Genomic DNA, 16,165 nt, shown 5'->3' with positions numbered 1-16,165 from the left:
GGGAGATAATTTATGGATAGACTTGGTGTGGGTATTATAGGTGCAGGATTTGTTGCAAGATTTCATCTTAGGGCTTTTGCTAATATTAGAAATGCTGATGTTGTTGCTATCTACTCTAGAGGTGTTGAGAAAGCTAAGGAGCTTGCTTCATATGCTGAGCAACTTGGTTTGGGTAAACCAAAGGTTTATACTGATGTTTGGGATTTGCTGAAAGACTCTAAGGTTAACGCTATTTGGATTTTAACTCCTAATGATACTCATGTTACTTACGCTAAGTATGTTGCTGAAGAGGCTAGGCAGGGTAAAGGAAATTTAGTTGGGGTTGTTATTGAAAAACCTCTTGCTAGAAATGTAAAGGAGGCTAAGGAGATGCTGAGTGCTGTTGAGAAGGCTGGTTTGTTGCATGGGTATTTAGAAAACCAAGTTTTCATGCCATCTGTTACTAAGGGCAAAGATGTTGTGTGGAATATTGGTGCTAAATACTCTGGAAGACCATATCTTGCAAGAGCTGCTGAAGAGCATTCAGGTCCTCATAATTCATGGTTTTGGAGACCTTCAATATCTGGTGGAGGAGTGTTGCTTGACATGATGTGCCATAGCTTAGAAGCTGCAAGATTCTTTCTCTATGACCCTAGAAAAGGTAGGGATAGTCTTAAGCCAAGATATGTCTATGGGGAGGTAGCTATATTGAAGTGGCTGAAGAAAGAATATGTTGAGGAGCTTAAGAAGCGTTTTGGAGTAGACTTTGAGAAAGAGCCTGCAGAAGACTATGCACTTGCAGTTGTCACTTACGAAGATGATGAAGGCAACATAGTTTTATCGGAAACTAGAACTTCCTGGTCTTTCGTAGGAGCAGGGCTGAGACTATCATTTGAGGTTCTAGGGCCAGAATACAGTCTCTACATAAACACTCTACAACCAGAGCTCTTCACGTTTATCAGTAGAAACATTAAGATACCGCCAACAGAAGAATTTGTAGAGAAGCAAAATGCTGAACAAGGTCTTATGCCAATAATACCTGACGAGTCCATAACTTATGGCTATCATGCAGAGGATAAGCATATGGTTGAATCGTTCTTAGCTAATAAAATGCCTATGGAGAATTGGTATGATGGCTACTTAGTAGTTCAGTTAATGATGCACACATATCTGTCTGCAGAGAAAGGCACTAAAATAAGGTTTGACCCAATACAGGTAGAGGACTACATACCTATATATGCAAGAAAGAAAACATAGCCTTTTTTACCTCTATTTTTCGATTTTAGAGTTTATATATCCTCAGGAATTTTTATGAAGACTTCTCTACCTTTAACCGAGGATTCATAAACAGCATCTATTATTGCATGAAGAACCACACTTTGATATCCAGTAACAGGAGGTTCTTTATCTTCAATAATGCTTATTACAAATGATTTGATCATCTCATAAGCCATATCAGTTGTTTTTATAATGGGTTTTGCATCATATAGAAAGTTGCTTGTTCTGCTATGAAATGAAACTTCTCTCATAGCCTCATCACCTCTAGCTTCAATACCACCCTTATCACCAAGAATCTTCATATACCCCACTTCACCAACATGAGAAACATTAGCTGCCCACGCAACTTCAAAGCTTATTACTAAGCCACCCTCAAATCTAATAAAACCAGTGGCGAAGTCATCTAATTTAAATTTTGATGGGTCCCAGTTGCCCCAATTAAATTTAATTTCCTCTGGCACATTACCAAACTTTGTGTAAACAGCTCCACTAACACTTAATGGTTTTCTAAATCCTGTTGCTGTAAGGAGGTTATCTAGTATGTAACACCCTATATCAAGCAATGCCCCTTTTCCACCAGACAGCTTCTCATCTATAAACGTTGGTTTTCCTGGTATGCCTCTTCTCCTAATTAGATATCCATATGCATAGTAAGGCTCTCCTAAAAGATTCGTTTCATAAACTTCTTTAATGTATTGAAGTGCTGGTGAAAACCTGGACCAGTAGCCAACCATGAGCTTTCTATTCATTTTCTTAGCAGTTTTAACAACATTTACAACTTCGTCAAGATTTGCGCCAAGAGGTTTATCAACTAATACATGAATACCTCTTTTTAAAACATCTATAGCTATTTTTGCGTGAAGACCTGTTGGAGTAACAATGCTAACAGCATCTAAATCTTCTTTGCTAATCATCTCCATGTAGTCAGTATAGCATTTTGTATTATATTTAGATGCTACATCCTCACATCTAGCCCTATCTATATCAGCTACTGCAACAAGTTTTGCCTCTGATACTTTGAGTAATGGAACTAAATGCCTATTTACACCATGGCCACCAACACCTATAATACCATATCTAACAATTTTTCTATCCATATATAACACCATTATTCATTTACTAGACACTTCAATTGATTTTTAGCATGCTCAACTATTTTATCTGGAATATTTAATTCAACCTCCTTACCACTCATCGATGATTTGTAGATAGACTCCAGAATTGCAGTGTTAATAAAGCCTTGTTCAGCTGTTGTTGCAGGACATAAGCAAGCTTCATCATTTTTCTCAATAGCATTCAACAATTTTTTCCAAACCTCAGCATAGGTATCAACATGTATGTTTAAACCAACATGGCTTCCCACAAAAAGCTCTTTCCCAGCTGATGATATGTAGTATAGGTTAGTATTATCTACATGTACTCCTCCTCTATCACCAAGAACCACATACTCTACTTTGCTTTCCTTTAAATACCCAGCCCAGCTAACCTCTACATACATGGCAATGCCATTGTCAAATGATATAAATGCTGAGCCAAAGTCTTCCACATCAGATGTTAGGCCTGGTATAGGTGGCTGTGGATAGGTTCCTCCAAACTCATCCACTCTTTCACCAAAAGCTCTATAGGTAAATCCCTTAACAGAAACAGGTTTTGAATAACCTATAAAGTAAAGCAGCATATCTAACGCATGTGAAGCTATATCATATACAGCTCCTCCTCTTGCAAGTTCTTTCTTTAGAAATGTTGGAGCTGGTGGTATCCCTCTTTGCCTAAGTATAAATCCTCTTGCATAATAAATTTTCCCAACAACACCTTTATGAATGATTTTAGCAGCTGTGTAGTTTTTATAACTAAACCTTCCATTGTGGCCAACAACAATAAATCTATTCTTTCTATGAGCAACATCAACTATTTTAGTTGCCTCCTCAACCGTTAATGCCATAGGTTTTTCAATATATACGTGAGAACCATTTTCTAAAGCATCAACAGCTATTTGAGCATGAAAAGCATGAGGTGTTGCAACAAGTACAACATCAGGATTTTCGTTCTTGAGCATTTCTCTATAATCTGCATAACCTTTACATCCAACATTTTCAGTGAATTCCTTCACTCTTCCAGTGTCTATATCAACACAAAAATCAACTTTATATCCAAGTCCTTTTAAAGCTGGTAAATGAGCATTCTTAGCTATTCCCCCCAGCCCTATAAAAGCTATTCTTAATTTAGACATATGCAACACTGCATTAGAATGTAACAGCGTGAAGTATTTAAATATATGTTCAATTAGTTTGGTGAACAAAATTATTAGAGAGTAATCAGCTTAGTGATGTTTGTAGCAATATCTTTCAATTGTGATGTTTAAAAATATAAGTCAAAAAATATTGTTTTGTCTTTGACATAATTTACAATGTTGCAATAAGATTACGTAGGAATATATAAGATTTTTTAATGGATTCTATTGGTGGTTGATAAGGATATGTTTCTTGCTCTATTATTAGCCACTCAGTATTTCCATAGTCTTTCAATGCTTTTATAATATCTAACCACTTTGTATCACCTTCTCCAAGAACAACTTCATAGCCTTTTTCAACACTTTGAAATTCAATAGCTTTTTTCTTTGAATAATCTTTTACATGAATAGTCACAGCTCTACCCCTATATTTTTTGATAACAGTTATTATCTCCTCCTCAGATAATTTCGCTGCTAGCGCATGTCCAATATCAAGCTGCATAATAACATCACTAACAGTATTACTGAAAATAATATCCCAAGGTCTTTCACCTTCAACCAACTCAAATTCTGATCTATGATTGTGATAACCTATTTTCATGCCATGTATCTTAAGCTTATTAGCTAGATTATTCAAGGTCTTTGAGAAACTTATCCAATCACCTCGTGTTTTTATCATTTCCTTGGGTGCCCCAGGTATTATAAGATATTTATTTCCAAGACTCTTGTTAAATGCTATGGTTTTCTCAAATTCTCTATCACTAAAAGCATTCAATGGAATATGTGCCCCTGCTACTTCAAGACCAGCTTTGCTTAAGAATTCTCTAAGCCAATTAGGGTCCTTGCCATAGAAACCTGCAAACTCAACACCTTCAAAACCTATATCAGCCACCCACCTAATTACTTCCTCAAAGTTTTTCTCAAGATAAGATCTTAGTGAATACAGCTGAAGTGCAATTCGCATATATCTAACCCACCCCAGCAAATATGGTTTTATGCAAAAATTATAAGTCTTACTCTAAGTTTTTTATAACGATGTAATCAAACATGCTATTCATATTTAATTATATGATGTGATAAAGCTTTGTTCTGATGAAATTTCTTGGCATTGTTTAAATAGATTTATAATATATGTATTTCAAAATTGGTTATGTGTGGTAGTTATGTCTATTGAGGCTGTATGCGTAGGAGAAATACTGGTTGATATAATACCTGTTGAAGAAGGTAGTTACAGAGATGGAATGGTTTTTGAAATACATTTCGGTGGAGCTCCTGCAAATGTTGCTATTGGTATTGCAAGACTTGGGCATAGATCCGCCTTTATAGGAGCTGTAGGGGATGATCAGTTTGGGTATATGCTTAAAAACTTTCTCGAAAATGAAGGTGTTGATATTAGGTGGCTTGTAACAAAATCTGCTAGAACGTCACTTGCTTTTGTTGTTAGAAAAAGTGGTGGTGAAAGAGATTTCTTTTTCTATAGAGATCCCTGGGTAAAAACAGCTGATACAATGTTAACTGTGAATGATATTGATGTAGATAGTGTTGTAAAAACTAGGATTATTCATGTATCTGGCGTAGCAACAGCATATCCACCTCTCTCAGAAACTGTATATGCTATAATGAGTAGAGCTTTTGAAAAAGGTCTTCAAGTTTCTATAGACCCTAATTACAGACAGGATATTTGGGGGTATGGAGACAAGGCATTGGAGGTTATGGATAAATATTTTAGGGTTTCCACAATAATTACCATGGGTTTTGAAGAGCTAGACAACATGTTTATGACTAGAGACTACAAATATGTTGCTGAAAAGATTATGAGGAAATATAAAAATGTTGAGGTTGTGGCTATAAGACTTGGAGCTATGGGGGCATATGTAAAAACACGAAAAGAAGAGGTATATAAACAAGCAATAAAAATAAAGCCTGTTGATACTACAGGAGCTGGAGATGCTTGGACAGCAGCATTTATAACATTTTACATACTTGAAGGTAAAGACCTTGAAACCTCTGTAATGTATTCAAATATCGTAGCAGGTTTAAAATGCCTTAAAAGAGGAGCTGTAACGGCTATTCCAAAGAGACAAGAATTTGAACAATACTTAAATACTGTATCTGCTCATTAAGATGTTTCAACAGCATTAAAGATATTAAATCTACAGTTTTTATCACCATTTCTGCACTGCGATATGTTTACTCATATTTCAAATCATTAGTCTATGGCTATTAACGCTTATTAATGTTTCAGGCCAGTGTTTTATACCAATGACGTTAATCATGCGTTAACACTAAATGTGATTACCTTGACCAAAAATTGTGGTAGGTTATATCCTAAATATGCTATTGCAGCTGTTGGCTGTGTCCTTGTTAAAAACAATAGTATTTTGCTTATTAAACGAGGCTATGCTCCAAGACCTGGTGTATGGGCTGTTCCTGGAGGTGCAATAGAAGCTGGTGAAACTATTGATGAAGCAGCCAAGCGGGAACTTGAAGAAGAAACAGGCATTGTTGCTGAGCCCCTTGGAATTATAGGAGTTTTCAATGCTATAACTCGTGATGAGCTTGGAAAGGTTCAGTATCACTACGTAATCATAGATGTTCTATTCGATTCAAACACTATTAAAGGCAATCTCAGGGCAGGTGGAGACGCTATTGATGTTGCTTGGATACCTCTTGAAGAAGTTATTAAAAGAGATGATGTAACAAAAACAACGAAAAAACTTGTTGAGAAAATCCTTAACAAAGACTTAAACTATGTACCTTTTTAACATATCAACTTATTTTTCAATTCTAATAAAGTACAATCCAACAACATTTCAATTTCTGAATAAAGGCTTATTTCAATGTTATCTGCAAAACATAAGAATTAATCAGCAAAGGGTGAGGTCATCAGGACTCAGCTCTTCCCTCCTTTCATCACGTAAAACAGTGCTAAATTCAAGAATATAATATATTACCAATTTTGATCTAAAACCTTACTTGAAATCGTGATTTAAATAGCTATTTTCTTAAGCTCCTGAAGATAGTCATAAACATTTTCCTTCAAAGCCCTTGATTCAAGATAGTGCATATTTAACTTATCTTTCCATACCATATATAACCAGATGGCTTTATCCCTATCCTCTGTAGCTCCCCAAAACTTCCAACCAGCTAAATAAGTTACAATAAGCTCTTCCACAGGTTCTAAATACAATGTAAAACTATTTACAATTATCTTTGTTGGAATAACTGGTTTATTATAAACTGTTGACACTATGTCTATAGATTTTAACTGAAGTATTTCATATTTTGGTAAATGCCCCCTCCCAATTTTCTCAGAAAACATGTTTAAGAACTCATCGATAATATTCTTAGCTTTTGCGTTTTCAACAATGATGTCCACATCCATTGTTCTATAGATTCTACCAGTATACACTTCAACAGCAAATCCACCAGTAACAATTATTTTACCTAAACATCTCTTTTCAAGTTCACTATTTAGCCATGCTAAGAAATAGAGATACCGCTTACCCTCATCTGCTATCTTTTCTAATTTTGGCAAAACATCATTAATAAAAGCTTTATATAGCTCATTTACTATAGATAGCACACCTCCTTCACTCAACAGTAACACCTACATTAATTCTCAAAACCCTATCAAAATCATTCCATTTAACCACAGAGAAATAGAGACTGACAAGCTCTTTAGCAAAAAGACCAAGTCTAATGATATCCTCCATATTCCTCCTACTAGTCCTATACCTACTTCTATTCATGTAAGATTTTTTAAATACTTCTCTAAACACATTCCCATCAATACTAAAAGACATATTTAAACTTAAACCTAATAAAGTTTTGTGTTTTGAGTTAAAACTACTTGTGTTTAAACCTTAAATTCTCTGATTATCTTCGAGATTTCGTCGATGGATTCTGGGCCCTCCATGGGACCTACCTTCATTACTTTCACAGCTCCTGCAGCATTTGCAAATATGAGGATATCTCTATAACCCCATCCTTTTAGATACCCATATATAAAAGCTGCGTTGTATACATCCCCAGCTCCTGTTGGATCTACCTCTTTAACTGTGAACGCTGAGGCTTCTACAACATCTCCGGATCTTGTTACCATCATGGATCCTCTCTTACCTCTCTTAACAACAACTATTTTTGGACCTCGATCAAATAACTTTTGAATTGCTTCATTGAGATACTGGGTATCAAATAGTTTTAGAAGTTCATCTTCACCTACAAGAATCACATCACTTTTAGATATGAAGAAGCTTAAAGCCTCTCTAGACTCTTCTAAGGATGCAAGTTCAGGTCTTAGATTTGGATCAAGTGTGACCAAAACATTGTTTTGCTTAGCTATTGTAACAGCTTTTTCACATGCTTCTTTACTACTCTTGCTTATGAAAATTGTTGAACCGGATATGTGCAAAACCTTTGACTTACCAACATAATCCACTTCTATATGGTCTGGTGACAACTTTGCAGATGCAGAAAATTTTAAGTTAAATACAAATCTTCTACTTCCATCAACTCTATATGCTACAAAAGCCATTCCGGTCATAGAATTTTCATCTATATAAATCTTCGATACATCAACACCATCACTAGCAAGTCTCTTTATAAGAAGTTGACCAAAATCATCATTTCCAACAACGCCTATAAATCCTGTTTTTAGTCCTAGACGTGCACAAGAATCTATAGTAATTGCAGGTGCCCCACTTGGATAAGGCCCAAGGTATGTTCCAGGTGTTGTATGAACACCATCTCTCTCCTTTCTAACAAACTCAACAAGAAGCTCACCAAGTGATATAACATCAAATGCCATCATACCACCTTCAGCAATAAATACTTAAACTGTTACAATATTTTTCTCTGCTTTATTAACTCTTTCCTCAATAAGATTTACAACATCCCTATTTATCTCTACACCAAATCTCTTCAAAGCTATTATAACAGGACCTATAATAGCCTTGTATCCTATAATCGGATCCCTCAATATAGCCTTTTTCAGCATCTTCCTAACATTTTCTTCGAAGACTTTTCGAACAATCTTAGACTTAAACACGCTACCAACACCACCAACAATAATCTCCTCATCAACCATATTAAGCTTTTGCGCAACATTATAAACAGCTAGGGCTAATTCCAGCCCAGCTTTATTCATTATTTCCATAGCTATTTCATCACCCTTCTCAGCTTCCTCATCAACTAAAACAGCTATTGCAGCTATTTTTCCTATATCAAATGGCTTAATTCTATATACAATTGTAACAATATCAAGTAAGTCGTTAACTCCAAAGAAATTTTTTATTCTTTCAACAAGAGAGGTATATCTGTCTCTACCATCATAAGCTCTTGAAGCTGCGTTAAGAGCTTGTAAAGCAATCCATGAAGCACTTCCCTCATCACCTATGAGCCACCCCCATCCACTTGACCTAGCTCTTCTACCTTTTTTATCCATACCAAAAGCTATAGCACCTGTACCAGCTATAATAGCAATGCCTGGCTCGCCCCATGTAACAGCATAAAAAGCTGTTACAGCGTCATGCTCAATAACAATTTTCTCAATTGGATAGCCAAGCTCTTTAACATAACTCCAAGCAATATCAAAATCCTTCTTAGTATCGAGACCAGCCCAACTAAAAACAACTAAGTCAATATCTTTAAAACTAAGACCAGACAACTCAAAACATTTCCTCACAACCTTATCTATATTCCCCTTAACAACATCTGGATCAAGAGTTATATCAGCAGGATCTCCAGCAACACTACATAAAACATCTAAATTTTTGTCAAAAAGCATTGCAATAGTTTTTGTCTTTCCTGTATCAATAGCCATAAATTTCATAGAGACACCAACTTCTTATGGTGATAAAAAACTATTTAAACTTAAGTTATGCTAAATAAGGCCTAGATACTTTGACACTAAATGCTGAGAGGCGTATTGTAAGTTGACGAATTTTTACGGTGATTATAAAGCATTAAGAGACTTGTTGTTTCTAAGAAATATTCAAAACAGAAATTTTTGTTTATTGGGGGTTTCACCTATCTCTAAATACGTTGTTACTGCAGTACTTAATGCTGCAACTAATTTAAAGGCTCCAATAATTTTTATTGCTTCATTAAATCAAATAAATGTTGATGGTGGATATACTGGTTGGACTCCTAAACAATTTTCAGAGTACATTAACAACTATATGAAAAACTTACATGAAAATAATACATTAATATTTCTTCAACTTGATCATGGAGGGCCCTGGCTTAGAGACGAGCATTTACTCAAAAATTTATCCTATGAAGAAGCTGTAGATGATTTTCTCAAATCATTAAATGAGTTTATAAAAGCCGGTTTTAGTTTAATTCACATTGATACAACTATTGATTTAAATAAACCTGATAGAAATGCTGAACCTGATGTGGCTGCTTATAGAACTGTAGAACTTATTGAATATTCCGAAGACATGGCAAAACAACATGGTGTTGATATTGGCTATGAAATTGGAAGTGATAGATGGGGCTACAAATCACCGGAAATAATAGACAAGTTTATTGAGTTAACCATGTCAAGACTTAAATCAAGAGGTATAAACATTGAAAAGATAGTTTTTGGTGTTGCAGATGTTGGAACAGAAGTTGTTCCCTATAATAAAGCTAACCTGCTTATCATATCTACATTCTCAAAAATTATGCAGAAACACAACATCTATTTAAAGATTCATTCCGGAGATTATCTAACTCATTTGGAATACCTTATATTAGAAAATGTTGGTGGAATTAACGTAGGACCTATGTTTGCTCATACCATGTATTCCACATTTAAGAGAATAATCTTTGAAAATTTGGAAAAGGAATTAGCAAATGAGTTAATAACAAAGCTTAACACAATCATTGCTTCAGCAGATAGGCTCAGAAAATATTTAATTGATATTAACAAGGTTGAGGAGTATAAACTGGGTCTTGCATCTCGCTACATATGGTCTAAGAACGAATTGGAAATATTTTTAAATGATGTTAATAAGCACCTAGGGTTTGACATAAGAAATCATTTAGTTAAAAGTCTTGAAGAAGAGGTGTATAGATATTTTATTAGACTTGGACTACATCGAATTATTTAACCTAAAAGCTTTTATTACTTAGATTGTGAGCGCTACTAGGCGAATATTATGCAAATTACATATAAAACACTTGAAGATATTTCAGAGATTCCAAGAGCCATAACATCTATTGAGAATAGCACAGATTTGTTTGAATCTATAGCAAGAGACTTGAAATCTAGATGCAAACACATATATATGATAGGCTGCGGCTCTTCTTACTACATTGCAATGCTCTCAAGTTTTCCAATACACAAAACCAAGTTGATGTATAGTTATGCTACACCTTCTTCAGAGTTTATTATGTATCATAATAAACTTGAAAAAGATTGTTGTGTCATTGCATTTTCAAGATCCGGCGAAACAGCTGAGACTTTAGAAGCTTTGAAAAAAGCTAAGGAGTTAGGTGCTTACACCGTAATGGTTTCAATAAGCAAAAGTGAGAAAGGTATGAGCATAGCTGAAAAATATGTCTATGTTGATGTAGGTATTGAAAGAGGTGTTGTTATGACAAAAAGCTTCGTGACTTTATCTCTAACAGGCTTAATAATCTCTATGATGATGGTCTCAGGTAAGGAAGTTATTGATTTATTGAGGAATTCTCTCAACATCCTCTCTGAATATTTTACAAATGTTTTGAATGCTAAGGAGATTTACATTAATATTGGCAAGGAAATAGCTCTAAAGAACTTAAAGAGATTTGTATTTTTGGGTTCAGGTCCTTCTTATCCAATAGCTCTTGAAGCTTCTCTCAAGGTAAAAGAAACATCATATACATCTACCGAGGCTCTCTACTCATTAGAGTTTAGGCATGGACCAATCGCCACTTTAGGTGAAGAGCAAGTGATTACAATATTTAATCAGCATGACAATAGCTATTCTTATGTGTATAAACTATATAAAGAGCTAAGGGAAAGGATTAAAGGACTTGAAAAAACAAGCTTATTTATTAGATTTAGTAGCAGAGACATAGATGATAATACTATAGAATTGCCGAAAATAGATATCGAGGAATTTGAGGCACTGTCCGCAATACTTCCCATACAACTCATAGCCGTGGGATATGCAACTACACTAGGAGTTAATGTTGATGCACCTAGAAACCTTGTTAGATTTGTGGAAAAATTTTAATAATTATAGTAATTAAATGTTTAGATTAGCCTGTATAAACTTCTTGAAGCATTTTAACAACCTCATCCCTAAGTTTCTCACCTTCACCAGCTTCAATTATTGATATATATGGCTCAACTTCATAACCACCTTCAGAAAACGCTTCTTTTGTTGGTATATACATCCAATAAGAGTTGAAGTAACATGTCACAATTGTGTATTTAAATGGGCTTTTGTTCTTTATGTATAGTTGGTGTTCCACAAAAACTTCTGCAGGAAGAAATACAAAGGCTAGTTTATTACACAAATTGATTACAGCTATAGGTACTGGTAAATCTTCTTCGCTTATCTCCCTAAGAAATGCTTTAACTAGTTTAAGCTTCCACAACTCATATACGTTTCCTTGTTTTTCAGCCTCAACAATCATGGATTCAATATTTGCTTTTCTCAAACTTGATATAGTTTCCATAACTTCTTTTCGAAGCCTTAGTCTGATAACAGATTTTTTATAGCTTAGCTCATCACATTTTTCTAGATCTATTCTTTCTCCTAGTCTAATTGATTTTAAAGCTTCTAAAGCCAATACTTCACCATACTGCTTAACTTCCTCATAGCTGCCACCACTCCTATCATATGGCTTATTAATGTTAGTGCTAGCAGTATATGGATTTATGTTTCCACAACAACCGTTGAGAAACATAGCATTTTTATTTGTAATATTCTCAAGCCATCGAATAGCTGCACCAGGGTAGTCTGATGATATACACAAATTGTTGGGTCCTAGCACCACGGGATGTGATGTGAAATTGACTATTGTTATTAATTTACTATCTACAGCTATAATTTCTGGATCTACAACCCCTTCCAGAGGTTTCCTCCGATTATATATAAGCTGCGGCAAAAAGCTTTTGCCAACAACAAAATGCTGAATATTGTTCATATTATTTAGAGATGCATTTATACAGCCTACAATACTTCTAACTAAATACTCTTCATATAATGGATCCTCAAATGGTGAAGGCGTAGAGTGGCTATGTGTAGCACCTAAGAGAACATCTACACCGAAAGCACTAGACCTCTTCAAAACCTTGGTATAAAGTGAATATGGTATGCCAATAGAGTCTACAACAACTATGCTTACTGTAGTATCTTTGACTTTGAGAGATAAACACCTAGAGTATAAGTCATCATATATACACTTAGAGGGTTCTAATCTGTTAGCATACCCTTCAAGTTTAATACCTATTGGAGGATTTACAGCTGTTTTCGCATAGCCAATTTCCAAAAGCCGTGTCACCATACAGTATTTTAGCTTTGAGAACCTCATTTAGATGTAGATTTTGAGTGTCTTTATCTCAAATGGCTTTAGCGATATCTTAACATTATTTGCAGTTAAGTTGAGTTCTACAAGCCTATTCAACTCTATAATATCTGTTTCCTCAACTTTATTTACATGAATATTAAAGTGAAGAGTAATTTCTACAGGTTCTCTATATGGATTGTATATTCTTAAGATATAGGCATTGCCATCGTATGAAGGTTTAAATGCTGAGATGATAGCTTTTGGAGGTTCTACAAACAAAACTGAAACTTCTTTGCCTATACCTCTAACAATTTTTGCAATGGGTTTGTGCAGGGCTTCTTGAGCAATTCTAGGCACTTCAGCTACTTGATAATTGCCTTTGTGTGGATAAATGTAATAGATAATTTCGTGAATGCCTAGGTCGCTCCATGGATTTGGAAACAGAGGAGATCTTATTAGCGATAACCCTATATCTCCTTCTTTTGCTGAGTATCCATGTCTTGAAGGCGCTATAATAGCAAGGCCTTTCTCATCATCAGATATGTCTGCCCATCTAACAGCAGGTACTTCGAATTTGGCCTCATCCCAACTACTCTCCATTTTAGTTGATCTCTCTATAACTCCAAAGGGTATATCGTAAATGGCTTTCGATGCTTTTGTTGTTGTTTTGAACCAGTGTTTTACTAAAACACCTTTGCTTCTCCAATCAATTCTACAAAATATTGTGATATAACTCACATCTTTTTGCATACAAATTCTCTGAATAATTTTAGAATCCTCAAACCCTTTCACAACCTCTACACAAGCCTCTAAAGAACCTTTTGAAATTACTTTGGGCTTGTCCAAAGCTTTTAGCTCGATACCTCTCACTTCGAAAAACTCATCAGTCACATCCCAAGCGTCAAATACTCCAGGTTTATCCACATGAGCAACTATTTTAGCTGGTTCACGAAGAATCTCCACATTGTTTTCCTTAAGCTTTATAGACTCTATATCCCCATTTCCATTAATCTTAACAACCATATAACTATTCTCCATAACAACCCCATCTGCATACTCATAAACCCTAACACCCTCAGAGGTCTTACAACTGTCACCCCCAAGCTCAATATATGTTATACCCATTGGAATGGTTTCAGCCATGATTTTGAAACTCTCACTATCTTCTTGACATTCAACATTCTTTGGAATTCCAAATCCCTTAGGAATTTCAACAACAGTTTTTACTTTCCATGGAAGAGTGTTGGCTATGGCAATGTGGTATTTATTGGAGTGTTTATCGGATATTGAATCAATGACTTTTGAAATAATTTTGCTAGATTCTTCAATAACATGTTTTAAATCATTTAAAGCATCGTCATATACCTCCTTAATTGAGGAGCCAGGTATTATGTCATGGAATTGATTAAACAACACTAATTTCCATAAATTATCAAGATATGCTTTATCAATAGTATACTTACCTATAATTTGTGCTATTGTTGATAAAGTTTCCATCTCTATGATAGCTTTTTCTGCTTCAGCCATAGCATTCTTCATATCTATATTTGTTGTGTAAGTGCCTCTATGAATTTCCACATATAATTCTCCATTCCATGTAGGCATAGCATTTTTGTTCTTCAGAAGTTCGTTTATATACGAATCTTCTACAAGATGTTCAACCTTTGGCAACATTGGTAGAGAGTTTGCTAGGTCTATATACTCTAGCATTTCTCTTGTTGGACCTCCTCCACCATCTCCATAACCATAGGAATAAATAGTAAAAGGTATGGAGTCCTTATGCTTATAGAGAGACCAGTATCTATAGATAGAAGCTGGTGTTGCAGATTCGTTATAGCTTGTTATAAGCACTTGTACAGGTATTTCTGTTCCGTCCACCCCTCTCCAGATAAAGGTGTGGTAAGGAAACTTGTTTGTATCATTCCACATAACCTTGTGAGTTACAAAAACCTCTACACCACTTTTTCTCATAATCTGTGGTAAATTACCTGAAAAACCAAAGCTATCTGGTATCCAACCAATTCTAGCAATTCTACCAAACTTCTCTAAAAAGTATCTTTGCCCATAGAGAAACTGTCTAGCTAATGATTCTCCCTCAACCAAATTTGTGTCACTTTCGATCCACATACCACCAACAATAATCCACTTACCCTCACTAACAAATTTCTTTATTTTTTCAAACAATTGCTTATCTAATTCTTCAACCCATTGATAGTACTGAGCAGAGCTTTGAACATATGCAAATCTATAGTCATTGAGAAGATTTGTAATAGTTGAGAATGTTCTTAAAACCTTTTCAATTGTTTCACTTCTTGGCCAAAGCCATGCAGCATCAATATGGCTATGGCCAACAGCATATATCGTGCCAATCTTAGGATACTTATTCTTTAGCATTTCAAAACCTTTGCTAAGTTCTTCATCTATTCTCCTAGCCTCCTCAATAACTTTATTCATAGGTGTTGCAGGTACATCCTCCAAATACCCCTTTAAAACACCTATGCCATAAACATGAGCTAGCCATCCATAGTCGCCATAGGGTCTTCTCAAATCCATTCTATTCATAAACGGCTTTTGCAATTCAGATTCATAGAGAAGCGATAAAGCTATAGATACTTGTTTAAGAGATGGATTAATTCTAGTATTTCGCAATGTATTTAACAAAAGATTTTGCAAATCTTTACGAAACTCAGAATCTTGAGGAAGCTCCTCAACTAATCTTAGAATCTCAAGAATTTTCAAAGCCACTTTCATAACATTCCATGCAACTTCAACTACATATGATTTTGAAAATATTACCCCCCATTTATGCAAACCAAACAAAGTTCTTGGTGAAACAATTAACTCTATATCATGTTTGCCAGAGGTTATGGGAACATAGGTATGTACTTCATCAACACCAAAATAGTTCTCTCCATTAATTCTAAGCCTAGCATTACCATTAACAACAAACTTTAGAAACCATCTATGATTTGTAGAGGGGACTTCGATGCTAGTTCTAAATATGTGAATTTTGTCTGGCGTACTATCAATAGCGAATGGTAATTGTATGCGTATACCTTCATTAGCATAAAACCACTCATCTAATTCAATATAATTTGCAATAGATGATGCCAATAGATCAAAAGCTCTTCTCTCAGCAATCCTCAAATCATATCTTCTACTCACAAAACCACCATACAGATATAT

14 protein-coding genes are annotated in these 16,165 nt (G+C 35.1%); 5 read left to right on the top strand and 9 right to left on the bottom strand.

Going from position 1 to position 16,165, the window contains the following annotated elements; translation table 11 throughout:
- Nucleotides 1-12 precede the first annotated feature (12 nt).
- The gene (locus tag QPL79_RS03870; protein WP_285273477.1) at nt 13-1,236 is read left to right on the top strand and encodes a Gfo/Idh/MocA family protein; all 1,224 of its coding nucleotides are present in this window, start codon (nt 13-15) and stop codon (nt 1,234-1,236) included.
- Nucleotides 1,237-1,268: 32 nt separating this feature from the next.
- On the opposite strand, the gene QPL79_RS03865 is transcribed toward QPL79_RS03870, so the two are convergent.
- The 3 genes from QPL79_RS03865 to QPL79_RS03855 all read right to left on the bottom strand — a co-directional run bounded on the left by QPL79_RS03865 (nt 1,269) and on the right by QPL79_RS03855 (nt 4,451).
- Entirely contained in the window at nt 1,269-2,354 is a 1,086-nt protein-coding gene (locus QPL79_RS03865) for a Gfo/Idh/MocA family protein (RefSeq protein WP_285273476.1), read from the bottom strand.
- An 11-nt stretch (nt 2,355-2,365) separates the two neighbouring features.
- The gene (locus QPL79_RS03860; RefSeq protein WP_285273475.1) at nt 2,366-3,487 is read right to left on the bottom strand and encodes a Gfo/Idh/MocA family protein; all 1,122 of its coding nucleotides are present in this window, start codon (nt 3,485-3,487) and stop codon (nt 2,366-2,368) included.
- 172 nt (nt 3,488-3,659) lie between these two features.
- Nucleotides 3,660-4,451 carry a sugar phosphate isomerase/epimerase family protein gene (locus tag QPL79_RS03855; RefSeq protein ID WP_285273474.1) on the bottom strand — a complete coding sequence of 264 codons (792 nt, stop codon included), beginning with the start codon at nt 4,449-4,451 and terminating at the stop codon, nt 3,660-3,662.
- 199 nt (nt 4,452-4,650) lie between these two features.
- Here QPL79_RS03855 and QPL79_RS03850 point away from each other — a divergent pair, with 199 nt between their 5' ends.
- Both QPL79_RS03850 and QPL79_RS03845 read left to right on the top strand, forming a co-directional pair.
- Nucleotides 4,651-5,610, top strand: a complete 960-nt coding sequence (locus QPL79_RS03850; RefSeq protein WP_285273473.1) for a carbohydrate kinase family protein — start codon at nt 4,651-4,653, stop codon at nt 5,608-5,610.
- Nucleotides 5,611-5,787: 177 nt separating this feature from the next.
- Nucleotides 5,788-6,252 (top strand): NUDIX hydrolase, encoded by a 465-nt coding sequence (locus tag QPL79_RS03845; RefSeq protein WP_285273472.1) that lies wholly within the window; start codon nt 5,788-5,790, stop codon nt 6,250-6,252.
- Between the two features lie 224 nt (nt 6,253-6,476).
- Here QPL79_RS03845 and QPL79_RS03840 read toward each other — a convergent pair whose 3' ends face one another.
- Genes QPL79_RS03840 through QPL79_RS03825 form a run of 4 tightly spaced genes read right to left on the bottom strand, consistent with a single transcriptional unit; the run spans nt 6,477 to nt 9,320 of the window.
- On the bottom strand, nt 6,477-7,088 hold the full coding sequence (locus QPL79_RS03840) for a hypothetical protein (RefSeq protein WP_438839348.1): 612 nt from the start codon (nt 7,086-7,088) through the stop codon (nt 6,477-6,479).
- Nucleotides 7,081-7,293: a hypothetical protein gene (locus QPL79_RS03835; RefSeq protein ID WP_285273470.1), complete on the bottom strand. Its 213-nt coding sequence runs from the start codon at nt 7,291-7,293 to the stop codon at nt 7,081-7,083. The genes QPL79_RS03840 and QPL79_RS03835 overlap by 8 nt, the downstream gene beginning before the upstream one ends.
- Before the next feature lie 53 nt (nt 7,294-7,346).
- Nucleotides 7,347-8,297 (bottom strand): sugar kinase, encoded by a 951-nt coding sequence (locus QPL79_RS03830; RefSeq protein ID WP_285273469.1) that lies wholly within the window; start codon nt 8,295-8,297, stop codon nt 7,347-7,349.
- Nucleotides 8,298-8,321: 24 nt separating this feature from the next.
- Nucleotides 8,322-9,320, bottom strand: coding sequence for a BadF/BadG/BcrA/BcrD ATPase family protein (locus tag QPL79_RS03825; RefSeq protein ID WP_285273468.1), 999 nt, complete (start codon nt 9,318-9,320; stop codon nt 8,322-8,324).
- Nucleotides 9,321-9,423: 103 nt separating this feature from the next.
- Between QPL79_RS03825 and QPL79_RS03820 the strand changes: the two genes are divergently transcribed.
- Both QPL79_RS03820 and QPL79_RS03815 read left to right on the top strand, forming a co-directional pair.
- Nucleotides 9,424-10,587 (top strand): class II D-tagatose-bisphosphate aldolase non-catalytic subunit, encoded by a 1,164-nt coding sequence (locus tag QPL79_RS03820; RefSeq protein ID WP_285273467.1) that lies wholly within the window; start codon nt 9,424-9,426, stop codon nt 10,585-10,587.
- Nucleotides 10,588-10,635: 48 nt separating this feature from the next.
- Nucleotides 10,636-11,697 (top strand): SIS domain-containing protein, encoded by a 1,062-nt coding sequence (locus tag QPL79_RS03815; RefSeq protein ID WP_285273466.1) that lies wholly within the window; start codon nt 10,636-10,638, stop codon nt 11,695-11,697.
- Between the two features lie 25 nt (nt 11,698-11,722).
- Here the strand turns inward: QPL79_RS03815 and QPL79_RS03810 are convergent, their stop codons facing one another.
- Together QPL79_RS03810 and QPL79_RS03805 are read right to left on the bottom strand one after the other, a co-directional pair.
- Nucleotides 11,723-12,961: a hypothetical protein gene (locus QPL79_RS03810; protein ID WP_285273465.1), complete on the bottom strand. Its 1,239-nt coding sequence runs from the start codon at nt 12,959-12,961 to the stop codon at nt 11,723-11,725.
- 42 nt (nt 12,962-13,003) lie between these two features.
- The gene (locus QPL79_RS03805) at nt 13,004-16,144 is read right to left on the bottom strand and encodes an alpha-mannosidase (RefSeq protein WP_285273464.1); all 3,141 of its coding nucleotides are present in this window, start codon (nt 16,142-16,144) and stop codon (nt 13,004-13,006) included.
- Nucleotides 16,145-16,165 lie beyond the last annotated feature (21 nt).

It is taken from the genome of Ignisphaera cupida (assembly GCF_030186535.1).
In the GTDB taxonomy this organism is placed as follows: Archaea; Thermoproteota; Thermoprotei_A; order Sulfolobales; family Ignisphaeraceae; genus Ignisphaera; species Ignisphaera cupida.
This window is presented reverse-complemented; position numbering and strand designations above follow the sequence as displayed.

Bases quoted from the DNA above. Each gene is read 5' to 3' on its own strand.
- QPL79_RS03870 (WP_285273477.1), top strand. From the start codon at position 13: ATGGATAGACTTGGTGTGGGTATTATAGGTGCAGGATTTGTTGCAAGA.
- QPL79_RS03865 (WP_285273476.1), bottom strand. From the start codon at position 2,354: ATGGATAGAAAAATTGTTAGATATGGTATTATAGGTGTTGGTGGCCAT.
- QPL79_RS03860 (WP_285273475.1), bottom strand. From the start codon at position 3,487: ATGTCTAAATTAAGAATAGCTTTTATAGGGCTGGGGGGAATAGCTAAG.
- QPL79_RS03855 (WP_285273474.1), bottom strand. From the start codon at position 4,451: ATGCGAATTGCACTTCAGCTGTATTCACTAAGATCTTATCTTGAGAAA.
- QPL79_RS03850 (WP_285273473.1), top strand. From the start codon at position 4,651: ATGTCTATTGAGGCTGTATGCGTAGGAGAAATACTGGTTGATATAATA.
- QPL79_RS03835 (WP_285273470.1), bottom strand. From the start codon at position 7,293: ATGTCTTTTAGTATTGATGGGAATGTGTTTAGAGAAGTATTTAAAAAA.
- QPL79_RS03830 (WP_285273469.1), bottom strand. From the start codon at position 8,297: ATGGCATTTGATGTTATATCACTTGGTGAGCTTCTTGTTGAGTTTGTT.
- QPL79_RS03825 (WP_285273468.1), bottom strand. From the start codon at position 9,320: ATGAAATTTATGGCTATTGATACAGGAAAGACAAAAACTATTGCAATG.
- QPL79_RS03815 (WP_285273466.1), top strand. From the start codon at position 10,636: ATGCAAATTACATATAAAACACTTGAAGATATTTCAGAGATTCCAAGA.